Origin of the sequence: Desulforamulus ruminis DSM 2154 (genome assembly GCF_000215085.1) — a bacterium.
GTDB classification, from domain to species: domain Bacteria; phylum Bacillota; class Desulfotomaculia; order Desulfotomaculales; family Desulfotomaculaceae; genus Desulfotomaculum; species Desulfotomaculum ruminis.
On sequence record NC_015589.1, the window covers coordinates 2242389 to 2260771 of the forward strand.

The 18383-nt window shown below is 48.6% G+C and carries 19 protein-coding genes; 6 read left to right on the plus strand and 13 right to left on the minus strand.

What is annotated here, in order from left to right:
• Positions 1–7: 7 nt before the first annotated feature.
• The 5 genes from DESRU_RS11220 to DESRU_RS11240 form a co-directional block, all read right to left on the minus strand.
• Positions 8–748: a 7-carboxy-7-deazaguanine synthase QueE gene (locus tag DESRU_RS11220; protein ID WP_013842225.1), complete on the minus strand. Its 741-nt coding sequence runs from the start codon at positions 746–748 to the stop codon at positions 8–10.
• Positions 748–1311, minus strand: coding sequence for a DUF366 family protein (locus DESRU_RS11225; RefSeq protein ID WP_013842226.1), 564 nt, complete (start codon positions 1309–1311; stop codon positions 748–750). The genes DESRU_RS11220 and DESRU_RS11225 overlap by 1 nt, the downstream gene beginning before the upstream one ends.
• Entirely contained in the window at positions 1301–2014 is a 714-nt protein-coding gene (queC, locus tag DESRU_RS11230; protein ID WP_041275389.1) for a 7-cyano-7-deazaguanine synthase QueC, read from the minus strand. The genes DESRU_RS11225 and queC overlap by 11 nt, the downstream gene beginning before the upstream one ends.
• A 3-nt stretch (positions 2015–2017) precedes the next feature.
• Positions 2018–2401, minus strand: a complete 384-nt coding sequence (gene queD, locus DESRU_RS11235; protein WP_013842228.1) for a 6-carboxytetrahydropterin synthase QueD — start codon at positions 2399–2401, stop codon at positions 2018–2020.
• A 364-nt stretch (positions 2402–2765) separates the two neighbouring features.
• A complete protein-coding gene (locus DESRU_RS11240; RefSeq protein WP_013842229.1) occupies positions 2766–3851 on the minus strand; it encodes a tetratricopeptide repeat protein in 1086 nt (361 codons plus the stop codon).
• A gap of 216 nt (positions 3852–4067) precedes the next feature.
• Here DESRU_RS11240 and DESRU_RS11245 point away from each other — a divergent pair, with 216 nt between their 5' ends.
• The gene (locus DESRU_RS11245; RefSeq protein ID WP_013842230.1) at positions 4068–4520 is read left to right on the plus strand and encodes an N-acetyltransferase; all 453 of its coding nucleotides are present in this window, start codon (positions 4068–4070) and stop codon (positions 4518–4520) included.
• A 61-nt stretch (positions 4521–4581) separates the two neighbouring features.
• On the opposite strand, the gene DESRU_RS11250 is transcribed toward DESRU_RS11245, so the two are convergent.
• Genes DESRU_RS11250 through DESRU_RS11260 form a run of 3 tightly spaced genes read right to left on the minus strand, consistent with a single transcriptional unit; the run spans position 4582 to position 8195 of the window.
• On the minus strand, positions 4582–5511 hold the full coding sequence (locus tag DESRU_RS11250; protein WP_013842231.1) for an NAD(P)/FAD-dependent oxidoreductase: 930 nt from the start codon (positions 5509–5511) through the stop codon (positions 4582–4584).
• Positions 5512–5534: 23 nt separating this feature from the next.
• On the minus strand, positions 5535–5744 hold the full coding sequence (locus DESRU_RS11255; protein WP_013842232.1) for a cation transporter: 210 nt from the start codon (positions 5742–5744) through the stop codon (positions 5535–5537).
• 24 nt (positions 5745–5768) lie between these two features.
• Complete coding sequence (locus DESRU_RS11260) at positions 5769–8195, minus strand: heavy metal translocating P-type ATPase (protein WP_013842233.1); 2427 nt, start codon at positions 8193–8195, stop codon at positions 5769–5771.
• 331 nt (positions 8196–8526) lie between these two features.
• Here DESRU_RS11260 and DESRU_RS11265 point away from each other — a divergent pair, with 331 nt between their 5' ends.
• The gene (locus DESRU_RS11265; RefSeq protein ID WP_013842235.1) at positions 8527–8721 is read left to right on the plus strand and encodes a hypothetical protein; all 195 of its coding nucleotides are present in this window, start codon (positions 8527–8529) and stop codon (positions 8719–8721) included.
• A 78-nt stretch (positions 8722–8799) separates the two neighbouring features.
• Here the strand turns inward: DESRU_RS11265 and DESRU_RS11270 are convergent, their stop codons facing one another.
• On the minus strand, positions 8800–9396 hold the full coding sequence (locus DESRU_RS11270; protein ID WP_013842236.1) for a TatD family nuclease-associated radical SAM protein: 597 nt from the start codon (positions 9394–9396) through the stop codon (positions 8800–8802).
• Between the two features lie 83 nt (positions 9397–9479).
• Between DESRU_RS11270 and DESRU_RS11275 the strand changes: the two genes are divergently transcribed.
• The gene (locus DESRU_RS11275) at positions 9480–9881 is read left to right on the plus strand and encodes a TIGR04086 family membrane protein (RefSeq protein WP_013842237.1); all 402 of its coding nucleotides are present in this window, start codon (positions 9480–9482) and stop codon (positions 9879–9881) included.
• 6 nt (positions 9882–9887) lie between these two features.
• Here the strand turns inward: DESRU_RS11275 and DESRU_RS11280 are convergent, their stop codons facing one another.
• The 3 genes from DESRU_RS11280 to DESRU_RS11290 form a co-directional block, all read right to left on the minus strand.
• A complete protein-coding gene (locus tag DESRU_RS11280; protein WP_013842238.1) occupies positions 9888–11153 on the minus strand; it encodes a two-component system sensor histidine kinase NtrB in 1266 nt (421 codons plus the stop codon).
• Positions 11154–11509: 356 nt separating this feature from the next.
• Complete coding sequence (pssA, locus tag DESRU_RS11285) at positions 11510–12013, minus strand: CDP-diacylglycerol--serine O-phosphatidyltransferase (protein WP_013842239.1); 504 nt, start codon at positions 12011–12013, stop codon at positions 11510–11512.
• A gap of 137 nt (positions 12014–12150) precedes the next feature.
• Positions 12151–14937: a helicase C-terminal domain-containing protein gene (locus DESRU_RS11290; protein WP_041275390.1), complete on the minus strand. Its 2787-nt coding sequence runs from the start codon at positions 14935–14937 to the stop codon at positions 12151–12153.
• A gap of 182 nt (positions 14938–15119) precedes the next feature.
• Here DESRU_RS11290 and DESRU_RS11295 point away from each other — a divergent pair, with 182 nt between their 5' ends.
• Together DESRU_RS11295 and DESRU_RS11300 are read left to right on the plus strand one after the other, a co-directional pair.
• Positions 15120–15473, plus strand: coding sequence for a hypothetical protein (locus tag DESRU_RS11295; protein ID WP_013842241.1), 354 nt, complete (start codon positions 15120–15122; stop codon positions 15471–15473).
• 63 nt (positions 15474–15536) lie between these two features.
• Complete coding sequence (locus DESRU_RS11300) at positions 15537–15971, plus strand: peptidylprolyl isomerase (protein ID WP_013842242.1); 435 nt, start codon at positions 15537–15539, stop codon at positions 15969–15971.
• Positions 15972–16027: 56 nt separating this feature from the next.
• Here the strand turns inward: DESRU_RS11300 and hydG are convergent, their stop codons facing one another.
• A complete protein-coding gene (gene hydG / locus DESRU_RS11305; RefSeq protein WP_013842243.1) occupies positions 16028–17485 on the minus strand; it encodes a [FeFe] hydrogenase H-cluster radical SAM maturase HydG in 1458 nt (485 codons plus the stop codon).
• 544 nt (positions 17486–18029) lie between these two features.
• Between hydG and DESRU_RS11310 the strand changes: the two genes are divergently transcribed.
• Positions 18030–18305 (plus strand): metal-sensing transcriptional repressor, encoded by a 276-nt coding sequence (locus DESRU_RS11310; protein ID WP_041275391.1) that lies wholly within the window; start codon positions 18030–18032, stop codon positions 18303–18305.
• Positions 18306–18383: the final 78 nt, after the last annotated feature.

An 18383-nucleotide genomic window follows, 5' to 3' on the forward strand; every position in this document is an offset into this window, starting at 1 on the left:
CAACTCCTTATCGCTGCCCCATCATTAAATGTGTTTGTGGGATAACTCTTACATTTTGTACATATTTTAACGCCAATTCCTGCAAATGAAGAACCCGGCCGGCAGTGGGCGCCAAAACGCCGTTCCTGGGGGTAACCGGCTGCAAAATCAATGCCCCTTGGGGAGCCCGCCGGCTTACCATTTCCCCTGCCTTCTGTACTTCTTCATCGCTGGTAGCGCCTGTAATAACGATTTTTACGTAAACTTCCTTGCGGGCGGCGATCTCCAGAAATTTTTCCTGCACTTCCCAGGGGGTTTCGGTTCCGGTGGAACTTTTCAGCTTGATATCCATGCTAATAATGGCAATGTCGTTCAGTACCTTTAGCAATTCCTCCGGCAAGGTTCCATTAGTCTCCAGAAAAATTCCCCGTTGGGTTCCGGCCAGTTCTTTGGCCAGGGACTGAATATAATCTGCATGTAGTAAAGGCTCTCCGCCGGTTAAGCTCACCGAGTGATGCAGGGCTAAAGTAAAATATTGCCGAATCAGTTCGGCCACTTGCTGCGGTTCCAGGGGATTCGCCAAATGCACAAGCTCCGGCTGGCCGGGTATTGGTTCGACGAGGCATGAAGGAGGCGTCGCCTGCTTGGGCGTGTCGCAATAGGCACAATCCCAGTTACATCCGGCAAAACGCACAAAAACCTGCCGCACCCCCACATAGGGGCCTTCTCCCTGAACGGAAGAAAAAATTTCCTGCAAGTACCCGTCCATTAACCCACACCCCTGACTTTACAACGAGCCAACCGGATGCCCCCGGTTTCTTCCTGGTAGGCCCGGGCAATGGTCTGGCCCAGTTTTAAAATGTCTTGGGAAGGCCAGCCCATATCCAGTAAACCGATGGCGGGCACCGGGGTGTTGCGGGAGGATACGTTCAGTCCGGTATGGATTAAGGTGGATACCGGGCTGGCCGTGGCAATAGACACCGAAAGCTTGCGCTCCCCGCAATACAGATCGTCGCCCCGGCGGATTAAATCAACCTTGGCCTGCCGATTCAGGCAATCCTTGATGATGGCGATAAATAAACGCTGCCTGACCACCGCTTTTTCCAGATCCATATCAAAATGTTCAATGATAAAATGCAGCATATCTTCACTATAAATGGGGGCATTGGCCCTCACATCGGCCAGGTCCACCATTTCGGTCAATTCTACCTGACAGCCTCCCCGGAAGCAAACTATACTGTCCCCCTGCAGACCAAAATTTCGAAAAGCCCAGAGGGAAGACAACTGCCTTCCGTCATATTTTATCTCTTTCTCTTCAACCCTAACCAGCATTGGCCTCACCTCCGGTGGTTGCAAAATCCTTTAAAGAAGCGGGAAGGGTCAGCCCGGCAGTGGCAAAGGCCCTGATCAAACGCCGGCAGCTCTCACAACTTCCACACATGCTTGATTCTCCCCGGTAGCAGCTCCAGATGGACTCCCAAGGCACTCCCAGGCGATTTCCCAGGGCCACAATTTCCCCCTTATCCAGGTGCCCGGTATAACTGACCACCTTTACTTTGTTGGCGGTGGAGTAAGCCATGGCCGCAGTGGCCGCCAGGGTAAATTCAGGCGTATTATCCGGGAAAGTGGCGGCCTCCTCCCGGTTAAAACCGGCGATGACCAGGGAACAGCCCAGAGACTCGGCAAAGCAGGCGGCCAGGTTGAGAAACAGTCCATTCCGGTTGGGGACCCATACGGCGGCAGCCGTTTGATTTCCCAGCTCCAGGTTGTCCAAATCCGCTGCAGCCGGTTCCGGCAGATCCTCTTCCCTCTGCACCAGCGCGGTATGGGTGATCTCTGCCAACCAGGGCAAGGCAATAACTTTATGGGGAATTTGATAATACCGTGCCAATTGGGCGGCGGCGGCAATTTCTTTTTCTGCGGAACGCTGCCCATAATCCATGGTTAAGGCCAATTCAACGGAAGCTTCCGTCCTGGCATAGGCCAGACAGACAGCGGAATCCAGCCCTCCCGATAACAAAACAACAGCCTTCAACACTTATTCCTCCCGGTAAGTGGCATAGGCATCCGGCGATTCCCATACGGAAATTTCCTTTAATCTTATGCCCTTCTTGATCTCTAGAATGGGTTTTTCCAGTAACCGATATATATAAAAAGAAAGGTTTTCCGCCGTGGGGTTGACTCCCCCCTGTCCAAAGCCGGGAATTTCGTTTAAAAACTGGTGGTCCAGCCGGTCAATGACCGCTGCCAGATGTTTCTTGATCTCCTTAAAATCCACCAGCATTCCCAGCGGGTCCAGTTCTTCGCCAATGACCTTTACCTGGACGGTCCAGGTGTGTCCATGCAATCGGGCACAATCACCGGGATAACCGCATAGACGATGAGCAGCGGAGAATTTGCCGTTAACCGTTAACTCGTACATGCATCCTCCTCCTTCGAATGGTAGTATTTCTCCCGGTACTGAACTTTACTATATTTCGCCTCCGTTGGCTTTCTCCCTGCCGCAAAGAAGGATTTTTTCTTTTTTTCTACAATAACCTTCTCCAGCGGGTCACAGAAAAAATAGGGCTATCGCAAAAAAACCGGAATGGTTGAATTGCGCAGCCCTTTATTGTCCAAAAATAAAAAGAGAATAGAACGCGGATTCTCACGGATTTTTTAATTGAAATCCGCGTAATTCCGTGTCATCCTTTCAATCCGTATTCTATTTCTTATTAGTCCGGTTGTTCCCTGGGTTATCTGCCGTTCTTCAGACGCTATGCAAAGTCGCTTCTCCAATGTCCCTTTTAAACGGCGATACCCAGAGCTTTTCCATAACACTCCGCCGCTTCTCTCATCTTCCCTTGTTCCACCAATATTTCTCCTCGCAACCCCCAGGCCTGATAATGATTGGGTTCATAATCGAGGATTTGCTCCACCAGACCATAGGTTTCGTCCAACCGGTTGAGTCGAAACAAGCATTCCGCCAGGTTTAACAAAAAAGTGCAGTTGCGGGGAGAGCACTCAACGGCTTTCCGGTAACATTCCAGGGCTTCCTTCACTTTTTCCATCTTTTCCAGACAAACCCCCAGATTATTGTGCAGGGTCCCGTCATGGGGACAAGCTTTGATGGCGCTGCGGTAGCAGCCCTGGGCCTCTTCCACCCGCCCCATTTGATGATAGCAGGAAGCCATGTTGCTTAACAGGCCGAGATCCCGGGGCAGGTATTGTCTGGCCACTTCATAGCAGACCAGCGCCTCCTCGTACCGGGCTAAATAAAACAAGCTGTAGCCCTTGTTATTTAAGAGTTCAGGACTGGAAAAGCCCTGCGATTGAGCTTCGGTGTAAAAATCCAGGGCTTCCTGATGCCGATCCATTTTACTTAAGGCCAGCCCGGTGTTAAATGAGATGGCCGGATCATTGCCGCCCAGCTCACGGGACTGCTGGAAGCAGGCCAGGGCTTCACGATAGCGCCCCATTTCCAAAAGATAAAGACCGCTGTTATTAAATTCGGAAACCCGGTCGCCCCCGGAGCATTCGACTTTCGTAGAAAAATCCTCCTGGTGGTGCTCCTGAATCTCCAGTTCATCCCAGCGGTGCGGCTTTATGCCTCCGTTGGAGGCTCGGTCCAGCCAGTATAAAAAACTGCCGGGTCCCAACCCGGAGGCAGCTTTTTTGCAATGCAGGGCCGCTTGATCCACCTGCCCCATTTTCAAATAGATCCGGCTGGCCTGCAAATGAAGATCCGCCTGACGGGGGTTCTTCTGGAGGGCCTTTTCCAGAGAACGCAAGGCGGGTTTGCCTGCTCCGGCTGCCTCAAACAAACAAGCCACCACTTGCCAAAAGCCTCCCTTATAAACAGCCCTGGCTAAAAAATCGCTGGGCTTCCACATCGGGCATCACTCCTTTCCCTTCTCTGTCAAAAATAATTCTCTCAAAAAATAGATAATCCTTCCATTTTTTCCTTAATTCGTATGTCAAATCCTTTTAATATTTGACAATTTTCTGTTAATAAAAGAATTTTAGAATTATTTGTTGTTCTTTGTTCCTTTAAAAAGGGGTTAGTGCTATATTTATAAGGAAATCATCATAAAAGGAGTAAGATACGGGTGCACTATTTACCTGCTCCTGACCCGAACCTGGACATATTTCGCCTGCGGCTGGAAAGATTGCTGCAAACCCGCCTTTGTTTTATCGAACACATATTATTTCCCCGCTGTGTATACATAACGGACGCCGATCATAACAATGACATTGAGGAGGAGAATTTCTATCTAATTTACGAACTAAAAAAAGACCCCATGGGTCTCTCTCAAGCCTACATTCATTTTTTTCAGATTCCCTTTCATTTAAGAAATAAAGGCATGGGCAGGCAAATTTACCAGTTATTTGAGGAAGTGGTAAGAAACCAGGGATGCAAATCCATTGCTTTAGAAGCCAGAGTTAATTCCTCAAATCCAAAGGATAATACCGTGGGTTTCTGGGGCCGGCAAGGATTTTTTTCTTATGTAAGCTATGCTTTTGATGATGAAAATTACCCTATGATTAAACGCTTTGTCTAGTTCTTCCTCCGGAAAGGCCAAGAAGACCCTATGAGGGCCTTCTTTTTTAATGCCTGCAAATTTATACGGTGGCCAGGGGTCTGTCTTCCTTCACTTTGCTCTTTAATTCATCGAGATATTTGGCGGCGCTGAGAGCTGCCACCTGTCCTTCCCCGGTGGCCTTACTTAGCTGGTAGGGCGCTCCGGTGCAGTCCCCTGCGGCAAAAACGCCGGGAATATTGGTTGCTCCCCACCGGTCCACTTCAATCCCTTGGCTGCCCACCTTTAAACCAGGCACCAACTGATCCGGCAGCACCGATTCACGAACAATGAACACGCCGTCCGCCGTAAGCTGCTGGTCTTCCAGCGCAACCCCGGTGGCCCACATTTCTCCGGTAATGCCCATGGCTTTGCCTTTAACAACTTTTATTTTCTCATTCAACCGCACCCGGGCGGCCTCTTCTTCTTTAAGCAGGGGCACCAGCAACACTTCCGAGGCAATTTCCGAAAGAAAGTTGGCCTCTTCCAGTCCATCGCGGTTGTAAGCCAGTACAATGACCTTCCGGTCTTTATACAAAGGGCCGTCGCAAGTGGCGCAATAGCTGACCCCGCGCCCCAGGTAATCCAGTTCCCGCTGGATGGGTTTTACGGTATTCACGCCTGTGGCCAGGATCACTGCCCTGGCTTTAAAAAATTTGTCTCTGGATTGCAGGGTAAAGTTTTCCCCTTCAGGATAAATGCCGCTGATTTTGTTTTGGTTTACCTTTAATTTTACTTCCTGAAGATGCGCTAAAAATTTTTTACGCAGTTCCTCTCCGGTAATATTGGGTAAACCCAGGTAATTCTCAATTTTAGGAGCGTGATGCAGTTTAGGGCTGCAAAAGTCCGTTCCAAACAAAATGATTTTCTTTTTGCGAATGGTTCCGTTTAAAGCCGCCGCCAGGCCGGCGGGACCGCAACCAACCACGGCCAGGTCATAAAGCTCATGAATGGATTCCGAACTGTCTGCCACTCTACCACCTCATCCTTTTTGGTCTAATCTACCACCGTATAACCCTCGTCGGTAATGGCCTCTTTAACGGTTTTTAAATCCGTGGACCCGTCATGGGTAACCACCACCTGGTTTTCCGCCGGGGTAGCCTCTACGGTCTGCACGCCGGAGAGCTTTTTAACCGCCTTCTCAACGGCCGCCTTGCAATGACCGCAACTCATTCCCCGTACCTGCAGTTTTATAGTGTTTGACATTAGTATTCTCCTCCTTTGTCCTCTCTAACCCCGGTGATGGGGGGTAAATCTTTTTAATCTCAGGGCGTTGGTTACCACCGAAACAGAACTGAAAGCCATGGCCGCTCCGGCTAAAACCGGATTGAGCAGGCCAAAGGCCGCCACCGGAATACCAACGGTGTTATAGAATAAAGCCCAAAACAGGTTTTGTCGGATATTGCGAATGGTGGCTCTGGATAGGATAATGCTGTCCACAACCCCCCAGAGATCCCCGCGCATCAGCGTGATATCCGCAGCTTCCATGGCCACATCGGCCCCGGTGCCGATGGCAAACCCAACATCTGCGATAGCCAGGGCCGGAGCATCGTTGATGCCGTCCCCCACCATGCCGACAATTTTATTTTGTTCCTGAAGCTCCCGTATTTTTTGTGCCTTATCTTCCGGAAGCACCTCCGCCATAACCTGTTGGATGCCCACCTGGGCGGCAATGGTCCGGGCGGTTCTCTGATTGTCGCCGGTCAGCATCCACACTTCAATGCCCATGGCCAGCATTTGCCGGATGGCCGAAGCAGATTCTTCCTTCACGGTATCCGCCACGGCAATTAAACCAACGGGCGAACCGTCCACCGCCATCAGCATCACCGTTTTACCCTGTTCTTCCAATTCCTCCCGGTTTTTCTGCCAGGGCGTGAAATCCACCTGATGATCTTTCATCAGCTTAACGGTGCCCAGCAGGACCTCCTTCTGCTCTACCCTGGCCTGTATCCCGTGTCCCGGTATGGCCGTAAAATCAGAAACCGCGGCCAGCCCAGCGGTTTTTTCCGCCGCCGCTTCCACAATGGCCCGGGCCAGGGGGTGTTCCGAGCTGTTTTCCACCGCTCCGGCCAAAGCCAGCAGTTCGGCCTCCCGGCCTTCATAGGCGCCAAAGGCCAGTATCTCCGTAAGCTTTGGATTGCCATGGGTAATGGTACCGGTTTTATCCAGCACTACGGTATTGAGCTGGTAAGCCTTTTCTAAATATTCGCCGCCCTTGATGAGAATGCCCAATTCAGCCCCTTTGCCCGTTGCCACCATAATGGAGGTGGGGGTAGCCAGTCCCAGGGCGCAGGGGCAGGCAATCACCAGAACTGCGGTGGCAGCCAGCAGAGCCCGGGCCAGTTCGCCGGGTTGTGCCAAAAAGTACCACAGGCCAAAGGTAATCAAGGCAACGCCCACCACCACCGGCACAAAATAAGAGGAAATGACGTCGGCCATCCGTTGAATGGGCGCCTTGCTGCCCTGGGCTTCTTCCACAATACGGATGATCTGAGCCAGAGCGGTATCCCGGCCAACCCGGGTGGCTTCAAACTTAAAGGTGCCCAGCTTATTGAGGGTGGCCCCAATCACCCGGTCCCCCGGCTGCTTGTCCACCGGAACGCTTTCGCCGGTAAGCATGCTCTCGTCTACGGTGGAATAACCCTCCACCATGGTTCCGTCCACCGGGATTTTCTCCCCGGGCCGAACCATCAGCAGATCTTTCACCTGTACTTCTTCAATGGGAATTTCCTGTTCCTGTCCCCCGCGAATAATTCTGGCGGTTCTGGGCTGCAGCCCCATTAATTTTCGGATGGCTTCGGAAGTTTTCCCCTTGGCTGAGGACTCCAGCATTTTACCCAGCAATACCAAGGTTATGATTAAACCGCCGGTTTCATAATAAACTTCATGCTGGCCAATTTGATGGCCGAAAAAGGTGGCTGCCGCACTGTAAAAATAGGCGGCACTGGTGCCCAGCACCACTAAAACCGACATGTTGGCGCCGCCGCCCCGCAGAGAACGCCAGGCATCCTTATAAAAATGCAGTCCGGGACCAAACTGAATGGCCGTGGCCAGGGCAAACTGTACATAAGGGTGAAAAATACCCCAACGCATGGCCTCATGCCACTGAAAGAGCATGGTCATCATAAATAAAAGCAACGGCAGGGATAAAACCGCCGACAGGTAAAAAAGCCTTCTCTGCCGTGTAATCTCCCGCTGTCTCTCCAGACGTTCCCGGTCCGGATCGCCGTCTTCCGTCAAAGCCTCGGGAGTAAACCCGGCATCCCGGATCACTCTGCGGATTTCTCCGGGGGAAGTTTCTCCGGGATTATATCTTACGACCGCCTTCTCCGTAGCCAGGTTCACAACGGCGCTAAAAACACCCCGGGCCCGGTTCAGCGCCTTTTCCAGCCGACTGGAGCAGGCCGCACAGCTCATTCCCTTAACCTTCAGTTCCAAGGTTTCCTGAACCACGCCGAAACCGGTTTCCGTTATTTTATGAATAATTTCATCCGTGGATAGCTGATCAGGATCATAGGTTACGGTGGCCGTTTCGCCGGCCAAATTCACTTGAGCCTTTTCCACCCCGGCCAGTTTGCCGAGGTTTCGCTCCAATCGGGAAGAACAAGCCGCACAACTCATTCCGGTTACTTTTAAACGGGCTTCTTTCGTATTCATCAAGATGACTCCCTTTATGGATTCACGTTATCCAGATTTTACCCCTTGAGGAATCTTCCGGTCAATGTAAAATTACCGACTTTGCCAACCAGCCCTTGGTATAAGCAAGGGCTGCCCCGGTCAAAATAAAAAACAAACCCTCCGTATTATTAACAGGTTTTACGCAGGAGATCTATAATGATTTTCAATATCAAGATACTGTCATATTATACCGATCCGGAACCGGTGTCAATCATTCATAGCATTAAATACAAATATCTATTTTATTTATAATTGAATTTTAAATATTTCACTAAATATTTTTTAAATAAGATAACTCAGGAGGATGGATATGGATAAAGATAAAAGAAACCAATATCAATTGGAAGAGGAACACCACTATGATACCGGAAAAAAATTTATTTATGAGCCAACCGGTTCTGCCACCCATATCAATACGGACGGTCGTTGGGAACACGATTTTTACGACACCAATAACAAAAAAAATCGTTCCGGCGGCACCGGAGATAACCCATTGGCCGAATAATCGACAAAGCCCCGGGACGCTAAAACCCGGGGCTTTCCCATTAAAATAATGATTATAAATACACTTTCACAATCCCATCTAGGAGATGGGTTTTCTTACCCGGAATTCCACGCCCAAATCCCGGGCAATCTGTCTACAGGCCTCCACATCAACCCCCGGCCACTCCACAATGGAAAGGATCACCCTGGGAATCACTCCGACACATTTTCTGGTAAAATCCAGCAGAGAATAATAAGCCTCTTCCCCTTTTTGGGGGCGGCACAGGGCAACATAGGCGGCGGCATTTTGAGCGTTGAGAGAAATAGAGATGGTATCCACCAGACCGGCCAACTCGGGTACAATGTTCCGACCATAATAAAGATTGGCCTGGCCGTTGGTATTCACCCGTATGGATTGAACTCCCCTTTGCTTTAATGCAGCGGCAACCTTTTTTAGAACCTCCAGTTGAGACAAAGGTTCCCCGTAACCACAAAATACAATTTCCTTATATTTTTGGGGTTCCTCCACAGCAGCCAGCACCTCTTCGGCAGTGGGTTCTTCTTTCAGCCATAAATCATAGCCAACCCCCTTCTCTGTCTTCCGGATACAAAAAGCGCAGCCATTGGAACAACGATTGGTTATATTCAGGTATAAAGAGTCTCCGATTAAATAGCTAATGGTAAATTGCCTGTCCATTTTATTGCCTCTCCCATCTTTCTGTCATAAATGAACCTCTAATTCAATAGTTATATGTTAAAAAGTGTAAGGAGGTTCAAAGGATGCCGCCTCTTAAACAAGATAAACCTTCCATGCCCGTACTGCACGTTCCTTCCATTTATCGGGGCACCTTGGTATCTTTGGGGTTATCTCTGGGTTTTAGCGTTTTAGTAGGATTAACCTATTATTTTACCAATCTTTCCGAAAATACCATGTCCTGGGTTGCCACAGGAATTTTATTTATCAGTGTTGCTTCGGGCAGTGCTTATGCCGCTAAAAAAGCCCGCAATAAGGGGCTCTTCAACGGTTTAGGGGTTGGTTTTACCACTTTTATTATTATTTGGATTTTAGCCGGATTATTTTTACCGGGTCACATTTTGCTGGTGGGCGCTTTAGGCAAACTTTCCTTAACCTTGCTGGCCGGAGCCATCGGGGGAATGGTTGGCATAAGCCTTGCCTCTTAGGGAGATCTAAGAGGCTTTTATATTTTCCCGGTTTACCAGTGGAATTTTTATAATAAAGGTGCTGCCTGAACCGGAGATGGATTCAACCATCAATTTACCGCCATGATTGTCCACAATTTGATAGCTTACAGGCAGCCCCAAACCGGTTCCTTCGGGACGTGTTGTAAAAAAGGGATGAAAAATACGGGAGATGTTTTCCTTGGCAATGCCGATCCCTGTATCTTTAAATTTAACTACGATGCTTTCCTCCTGCTGCACATATTCGGCGGAAACCACCAGTTCCCCGCCGTCGGGCATGGCATGAATGGCATTGGTGGCCAGGTTGATAAACACCTGTTTCATCTGATCTTCGTCTAAAACCACCAGTGGCAATTCGTTGCTGTATTCCTTATATACAAAGATTCCTTTGCTGTTAGCCTGTCCTTCCAACAGCAACAGGGCGTCATCCAACAGGGCCGGTAAGGAAATAAAGCTTAAATTGGGACTGGTGCGTCTGGCCAGCAGCAACAATTCTTTAATAATGTAATTAATATGATCAATTTCCGACAACATCATTTTTATATATTCTTGGGCCGAATCATTCTTATCCAGTCTTTGACCAAGAATTTGCACCAATCCTCTCACCGAGGTAAGAGGATTGCGGATTTCATGGGCGGTTCCTGCAGCCAGTTCACCGATCATAGCCAGTTTTCCCCGCTGGCTTAGCTGCTCTTCCAGCAAAAATTGTTCCGATATGTTAAAACCCGTAAGCAGCGCTCCCAGGGGCTGCCCATCTTCATCTTGGATCAGGCTGGTGTTCAGCCGGTAATATTTGGACTCTCCCACCAGACGGCAGGTATAATCATATTCCTGAAAAACCTGTTTGCTTTCCAGGGTTTTCTTTAATAACTCAAGGGGATCCTCCGCACCGTGGGGATTTTGATAGATATTCTTAACATTGTCTTTTATATCGGCAATTTCTCTGGCTAGATTATTCATATGCATAATCGTGCCCTGCCGGTCCACAAACAATACCGCCAGAGGCAGATATTCAAGCAATTGTTTATGATCGGCAAGCTGTTTATCCCAGTAATGATGCTCTTTTTCCCGTTCTTTCTTTTCCCCACGTATAAAAACAAAATAGAAAACAGCCACAGCGAGCAAAACTTCCGCCAATGCCTGGAAAACGATTAGCCATGGGGACAGATGGAATGTGCCCAATGCCCAGTGGAACAAACCGATCATTCCGGTGACAGGAAGAACCACGATTCCCCACAATCCAATCCTTGGCATGGGTCATCCTCCCTCTTGTTTGGTATATTTGTTATATATTGTAAATTCGACGCACTGTATTGTAATCCTTCTCGGCCGATTGGCGTCCTACAAAATAGTACTTTTGTCCTAATAAGACTTTAGTCCTATTCTTCCCATAAAAAAAGGTTCAAGGCAAGCCATTAGTTGGCCTGCCTTGATACTAATTCCAGAATTTAAGCAACAAGGACCGGAGAAAACTGGGAAGCCGCACAAAGTACACGCGCAATTCCTATCACCCCTCATTTAAATTAAATCCTCTATTAGTGTATTTAGGTGGGGTCGGATTTGTGCATCTGTGTAACATTATGACGGACCGGAGAAGAAAATACCAATAATTAAAACTTGGGTACTTTTATCTTACTCACCATTAAACACGAAAGCAGCAGCATGGCCAAGGGTAAGGCCAAGGTCGGGATATTTCCAAAATAAATAATCAAAATAGCAATAATTCCACCGGCAGCCGTAATGGGAACCCCCATAAAACAACCGGTAAAGGTGTTGGCGTTAAATCTTGCCAACCGCAAAGCGCCGCACAGAACAAAGGCCAATGCAATGGCCAAACCCAGATAACCCCAATCGGAGAGTTTTAGGGCATAGGCCAGAATCGCAGGAGCCACACCAAAAGATACCAGATCCGCCAGGGAATCCAATTCTTTACCAAAGTCAGAAGATACTTGTAATTTTCTGGCTACTTTTCCATCCAGATAGTCCATTATACCGGCCATCAAGATCATGATGCCGCCCTGGACGTATTCCTCCTGAAGCGCCAGCACCAGTGCAAAGACACCAAACAATAAGTTTCCCATTGTAAACAGATTGGGAATGTGTTTTCCCTTCATGGGGTAACCTCCCGCTATTTTTCTTATCCTTTTGCCTGAGAGTTCCCAAGCTGGTATCTCTTATCAATACCAAAAAGGGTCACACCATATTTTATCATTCAAATGATCTCAGGGAAAGAGGTATACTTAAATTATTCTTAATTTTGTTGAAACCAGGATTTGACTTTGTACACCACCTGCTGCCAACTGCCTCTTACGTGCTCCCCCAAGGGCAGGGAATTAAAAAATTTGCGGCCATACTTCTTTTCCACCAGACGGCTATCTAATAAAATAACCACTCCCCGGTCCTCCGGATCCCGGATCAGCCGGCCAAATCCCTGCTTAAACTTAATCACGGCCTGGGGCAGTTGGTAATCCTGAAAACCGTTTCTCCCCTGCCGCGCCAGTTTTTGCAGCCGAGCCTCAATGGTAGGCTGGTTGGGCGGGGCAAAAGGAAGTTTCACCATGATGACACAGGACAGGGAGTCTCCCGGTATATCCACCCCTTCCCAAAAACTTGCCGCGCCAAAAAGCACGGTTTTTTCTCCTTCCATAAACTGCTCCACCAGACGGCCGCGGCTGCCGTCCAATTCATGCCCCAGCAAACAGATGTCTTCCTCTTCATAGCGGGTCTTCAAACGGAAATAGACTTCCCGGAGAGAACGGTGGGAGGTAAAAAGCACCAGGGTTCGCCCGCCTGCCATCAGGGATATTTGATAGACCGCTTCCGCAATTTGATCATGGTAGGCGGCATCCCCGATTTGTCTGGGCTGTAAAATATCCTTTACAGCACATAAAAGAACCTGCTCACTGTAATGAAAGGGAGAAGTTAATTGCTTTTCCATAACGGCACCGGCGGGCAGTAAATCGAGGCCGATATTTTTTTGAAAATAATTAAAACTGCCGTCCACCGTTAAAGTGGCGGAGGTTAAGATTACAGGCCGTTGTTCTGAAAAAAGCCGGTCCTGCAGCAGCGGACCCACGTCAACAGGGGCGCAGCGCAGGATCATTTCCCGCTCCTCCCGGACGCCCTCAATCCAGTAGACATATTCATCTTCCGCACAACGGCCGATAAACTCCAAACGATCCGCCAGTTTTTCCCCCATCATGGCCCAGGACAATAAATCTTTAGCCAGTCCCGAGTGATCCCCGGCAAGAACGGTCAGGTCCTCCAGGCGGGAGGCCATGCGCAGATTAATCTGCACCAGTGACCTTAGGTGTACCAGTAAGTTATCCAGCTCTGTTTCCACCGCCGGGGATAAACAAGCCACCCCGTCAGGATTTCCTTCCCGTGCAAACCTCAGGGTCAGCCAACCGGGTTCTTCTGCTCCCGGAACATTTTCCACCCAGCGGTACAGTAATTCAAAGAAACTGTTAACGGTTTCCCTGGCTCTTTGCCTAATTTCCGCCGATTGCTGCAGGGCTTTTTGCCAGTTTCCGGGGTCTGTGGAATCCTCTATCTGCTCCAGCCGCAACGGCAGTTTGGAGGACAGCCAGCGCATCATTTCTCCCCGCCCGGTGCTTTTGCCCAGATGTTCGGTGGCGCACTGCTCCAAGTGATGGGCTTCGTCCACAATCAGCGGCCCAAAGGAGGGCAAAAAACGGTTTTCCGCATTGGCATCGCTGAGCAGCAGGGAATGGTTGATAATCACCACATCCGCCCGCTCAGCCGCCCGCCGGGCGGCATTAAAGAAGCACTGCTGCCCAAAATGACGGCAGCGAGTGGCCAGGCAACTGTCCGTTTCAGAACAGATCCGATACCAATATTCCATCTCCTGATAAGGAATAAAGAGTTCACTTTTATCCCCGGTTTGGGTTTGTTGAAGCCAGATCATTAATCGGGCTAAAAACCAGGCCTCGGCCGGGGGATGATGGGTTTCCGCCAGCATGGCGTACCAGCGCCGCAGGCAGAGATAATTGCTCCGCCCCTTTAATAAAGCGGTTTTGAAGGAGAAATCCGCAACTTCCTCCAATAGGGGAATATCCTTTTTCCATAACTGTTCCTGCAAATTAATGGTATGGGTGGAAATCACCACCCGCTCACCATTATGCCGCGCCCATAATATGGCGGGTACCAGATAGGCCAGGGATTTGCCGGTTCCCGTTCCGGCCTCCACCAGCAGAATGCGGCTTTGGTTCAAGGCCTCCACCACCGAGCGGGTCATCTCCCACTGCTGGGGGCGGTGATTGAATTTAGCCATGGACAAAGCCAAGGTCCCTTCGGGCCCCAGGATCTTCAGGCAGTCCTCAAGGGCCAGCGGCATCTTTTCCGGATAGGGTTTTTCCTCCGGCAGGTTATTTTCGTAGCAGGCCCCGGGAATCTTGCGGTTGATTTTCCCACCGGGAAATTCCTTTAAAACCTTACTGTAAAGGGAGTGAAAAAAGGGATACCAGGCAGATTCCGCCTGCTTCAATAACTGGCTTAATTGCCAGATGACGTCCGCTTCGTTTTCTTCGGCCTGTTGCAGCAATTTCAACAGCAATTGCGCAGCTCCCCGGGCATCGTCCAGAGCCCGGTGTTCGGTCTGCAGCTCGAAACCCGCCCTTTTGCACAGCTCGCCCAGACGGTGGCTGGGTGCGGCAGGCAGCAATAACCTGGACAATTCAAGGGTATCATACAGTTCATAGGTCCCTTGAAAGCCCAAGGCCTGATCCAAAAATTCCTTATCAAATTTTATGTTATGCCCCACAAAGGGCAGGTCGCTAATAAAAGTAAGAATTTCTTGTTGAATGTCTGTAAAATCCGGCGCTCCGGCAAAATCCTCATCCTTCAGTCCGGTCAGGCGTTTTATTTTTACCGGTAAGGACCCCCGGGGCTTTACCAGGGATTGAAAAAAAGCGACTTCCTTTCCGTCGATCACTTTCACCAAGGCAACTTCAATAATACGGTCACGGCCGGAATCCAGTCCGGTGGTTTCCAGGTCGACGGCTACAAATGAAAACATCCCTTTGAATACCCCCAATTTTTCTCCTGAACATTCTCAATTCTATTGCGTAAGATGGATATCCTGCCTACAATTGAAATTAATCGGGGTTCCTTTGGGGTCGGCCTTCGGCTTTTTACCGACAACCGATAGCCAATCGCCGGAACCAAAAAATACCCCTTATCTAAGAGGAGGTTTCCTTTTTGAAAAATGAGATTACACGTCTTGCCGCATCCCTGGAACTATTGGAGCAAGCCCTGGGCGCTGCTTTTATTAAAGAAGAAGTGCATAAAATCGAGGGGTGGAATCCCGAAGGCGCTGCCGGGCTGCATCCCCTGGCGCTGCTATGGTATAAAACCAGGGAAGAACTGGCCATGGCTGAACTGACCGGCAGCCTTCCTCATTCCCACTGGGTGCGCAATACTTTGCTTATGGGTGAATGCCTGGAAACCCTAACAAACCGCCCGGAGCATCCGGAACGTCTGGAAGAGTTGAAAAGTCTCAATACCTGGCAAGACACCCTGGAGTGGCTCAAAGAGTGCGCCCACGGCAAGTAAAATTTGTCTATTTAGCCTATTTATAGTAAAATGAATGAAGTTTATATGAAGGGGGAACTTCATTTGAAAAAGGGTAGTATTGAACTGGAAAAGGGCGGGAAAATCGAAATTGAGTTTTTTGACAAGGAAGCTCCCGGCACCGTCGCCAATTTTGAAAAATTGGCCAACGAGGGTTTTTACAACGGTTTAAACTTCCACCGAGTCATCCCCGGATTTGTCGCCCAGGGCGGTTGCCCACACGGGACGGGCACCGGCGGTCCCGGGTATACCATTAAATGTGAAACCAAAGGAAATCCCCACAAACACCAAAAGGGCGCCTTATCCATGGCTCACGCAGGCAAAGACACCGGCGGCAGTCAATTCTTCATTTGTTATGATGCCTTCCCTCACCTGGATGGTGTACATACGGTTTTCGGTCAGGTGGTTGAGGGACAGGAATACGTTGATCAAATTCAACCCGGGGATAAGATGAAAGAAGTTAAAGTTTGGGAAGAATAGGCATGAAATAAAACCGGCTCTCCTTTGGGAGCCGGTTTTATTCCTAATACCCTTTGTTAAAAATACAAATCTCTTTCCCCGTTCTCAATTTGTATCAGTCGATCTTCCGTTATTTTTCTAATTTGATCGCTTCTAATCTCGGCCAAGTGGTTTTGGATTGTCCGTTCACCCGCTGCTTTCGTTTCGGGACCGGCGTAGTCTATCAGGTACTCCTTAAAAGTTAAAATGGCGTTAGGTTGGCAAACATTCTGTATTTCACCGGATTTAGCCAGGGGCATAAATCTGTCCCCGGTCCTTCCCTTACGATAACAAGCAGTACAGTAGCTTGGAATATAACCCGATTCGCAGATGCGGCGAATGATCTGATCCGGGGTGCGATGGTCTGCCACTTCAAACTGTGCATCATCCTCGTCTGCAGCGGTCGTAATGCCTTTTTTAATATTCTCCAGTTGTTTTTTATAGCCACCGATTCCTACACAAGAACCGGCACTCATTTGTGAAATTCCAAGGTCAATGATTTCATCACGGAAGTTAGGCTCTTCCCGGGTGGAAATAATGAGCCCGGTATAAGGAACGGCCAGACGCATAACCGCCACGATTTTCTTAAATTGATCATCACTTACTAAGTAAGGAAAGGTTTCTAAATTGACGCCTTCAGCTTCCCTCATCCGCGGGAAGGAAAGAGTATGCGGGCCTACTCCGAATCTCTCCTCTAAATGTAAAACGCCCAACATAAGTGCCACTACTTCATAGCGGTAGTCATAGAGGCCAAAGAGTACCCCCATACCGACATCATCAATACCGCCTTTCATGGCTCGGTCCATGGCGGTAGTGTGCCAATCATAATCCCGCTTTGGTCCGGAGGGGTGCATTTGGGCGTAGGTCTCCCGGTGGAAGGTTTCTTGGAACAGAATATACGTACCAATACCCGCTTCTTTCAGTTGGCGGTATTCTTCAACGGTTGTTGCCGCAATCTGAACATTTATTCTGCGAATGGCGCCATTGTCCTTTGTCGTCTCATAGATGGTTTTCATTGCCTCCAGCACATACTCAATGGGAGTCTTTTTGGGGTCCTCCCCCATATCCAACATTAAACGTTTGTGACCAAGCTCCTCAAGGGCTATTACCTCTTCCCGTATTTCTTCCATGGTTAACTTTTTCCTGGTAATTTTATTGGAACAACGATAGCCGCAGTATACACAGTTGTTTACACAGTGGTCACTCAGGTAAAGAGGGGCGAAAAGTACCAATCTTTTCCCGTAAATCTTTTGTTTAATCTCTAAAGCGGCGGCAAACATCTTCTCTAACAATTCTTCATCCTCAATCTGAATTAATGCTGCAACTTCTTCCGGATTAAGGCCCTTGGCTGTTCTGGCTTTTTCAATAATGGCTTCTAACTCAACTTTTGAAAAATTTCTTCCCTGTTCAAGTAATGAAATAATTTTTCCATGGTTAATAAAAGTCGCCTCTTCATGTTGTTGTTTTCTTAGCTCCACCCAGGACTCCGCCATCATACTAACCTACCTTTCCTACGAAAAATTTGGGATTGGATGTGGCTCCCTCATTGCTTGTATTCTTTCGTCAAAACCAAAAACCCGTCCAGCCGGAAAAAGGCATAGACGGGTAAAGTACACCGAAAAAACACACTGCATAAATACAGCGTTAACGGTATACCCCTTGGCCTAGGCATCTGCCTTTCTCCTCAGGGAAACCAATCGCGTTGTTATACCCTCATAGCCAGGTATACCCCAGCTAGTTAGGTATTTAAGTAATTATAGAAATAATATGGCAGCCTTGTCAAAGCTCAAAAAGCTTAAATACAGTAGATTTGAGTGAAAAATTAAAATTATTTTTTAATAACTGCAAATATTTAGCAGGAGCCTATGTTCTTTTTCTCCCCATATCTTCGCAAAAATACACTTTTGTTGTTAAATCTGTTTATTAGCAAAAAACAGAAGCACACCAAGTTTATCTTTTCCTCGTTGACAAAATTCATTGATTTCTATACTCTATTAGGGTATAGGGTAGCAAAATGGTTCCATAAAAAGGTGATTAAACATGCGAGAATGTATGGATATACCAAAGGTGCGCGCCCGGTTAAAGCGCATTGAGGGACAGGTTCGGGGCATTTCCGAAATGGTGGATAAGGATATCCCCTGTGATGAAATCATGATTCAAATTAATGCTGCTAAATCGGCGCTCCATAAGGTCGGGCAGATAATCCTGGAGGGGCATTTGCAGCATTGCGTCCGGGACGGTATCGAACACGGCGATGCGGATAAAACCATTAAGGACTTTGCGAAAGCGGTGGAACATTTTTCCCGCCTAAGTTAAACCAACAAGCCTTGATAAAGCGAAACTTTATCAAGGCTTTTTTTATTCGTTAGTTATTGACAATTTCAAAGCCTTAAT

What these genes read in the sequence shown, in the direction of transcription:
- DESRU_RS11220 (WP_013842225.1), bottom strand. Translation starts at nt 748, where the DNA reads ATGGACGGGTACTTGCAGGAAATTTTTTCTTCCGTTCAGGGAGAAGGC.
- DESRU_RS11225 (WP_013842226.1), bottom strand. Translation starts at nt 1,311, where the DNA reads ATGCTGGTTAGGGTTGAAGAGAAAGAGATAAAATATGACGGAAGGCAG.
- queD (WP_013842228.1), bottom strand. Translation starts at nt 2,401, where the DNA reads ATGTACGAGTTAACGGTTAACGGCAAATTCTCCGCTGCTCATCGTCTA.
- DESRU_RS11240 (WP_013842229.1), bottom strand. Translation starts at nt 3,851, where the DNA reads ATGTGGAAGCCCAGCGATTTTTTAGCCAGGGCTGTTTATAAGGGAGGC.
- DESRU_RS11255 (WP_013842232.1), bottom strand. Translation starts at nt 5,744, where the DNA reads ATGTCAAACACTATAAAACTGCAGGTACGGGGAATGAGTTGCGGTCAT.
- DESRU_RS11260 (WP_013842233.1), bottom strand. Translation starts at nt 8,195, where the DNA reads ATGAATACGAAAGAAGCCCGTTTAAAAGTAACCGGAATGAGTTGTGCG.
- DESRU_RS11265 (WP_013842235.1), top strand. Translation starts at nt 8,527, where the DNA reads ATGGATAAAGATAAAAGAAACCAATATCAATTGGAAGAGGAACACCAC.
- DESRU_RS11270 (WP_013842236.1), bottom strand. Translation starts at nt 9,396, where the DNA reads ATGGACAGGCAATTTACCATTAGCTATTTAATCGGAGACTCTTTATAC.
- DESRU_RS11275 (WP_013842237.1), top strand. Translation starts at nt 9,480, where the DNA reads ATGCCGCCTCTTAAACAAGATAAACCTTCCATGCCCGTACTGCACGTT.
- DESRU_RS11280 (WP_013842238.1), bottom strand. Translation starts at nt 11,153, where the DNA reads ATGCCAAGGATTGGATTGTGGGGAATCGTGGTTCTTCCTGTCACCGGA.
- pssA (WP_013842239.1), bottom strand. Translation starts at nt 12,013, where the DNA reads ATGAAGGGAAAACACATTCCCAATCTGTTTACAATGGGAAACTTATTG.
- DESRU_RS11290 (WP_041275390.1), bottom strand. Translation starts at nt 14,937, where the DNA reads ATGTTTTCATTTGTAGCCGTCGACCTGGAAACCACCGGACTGGATTCC.
- hydG (WP_013842243.1), bottom strand. Translation starts at nt 17,485, where the DNA reads ATGATGGCGGAGTCCTGGGTGGAGCTAAGAAAACAACAACATGAAGAG.
- DESRU_RS11310 (WP_041275391.1), top strand. Translation starts at nt 18,030, where the DNA reads ATGCGAGAATGTATGGATATACCAAAGGTGCGCGCCCGGTTAAAGCGC.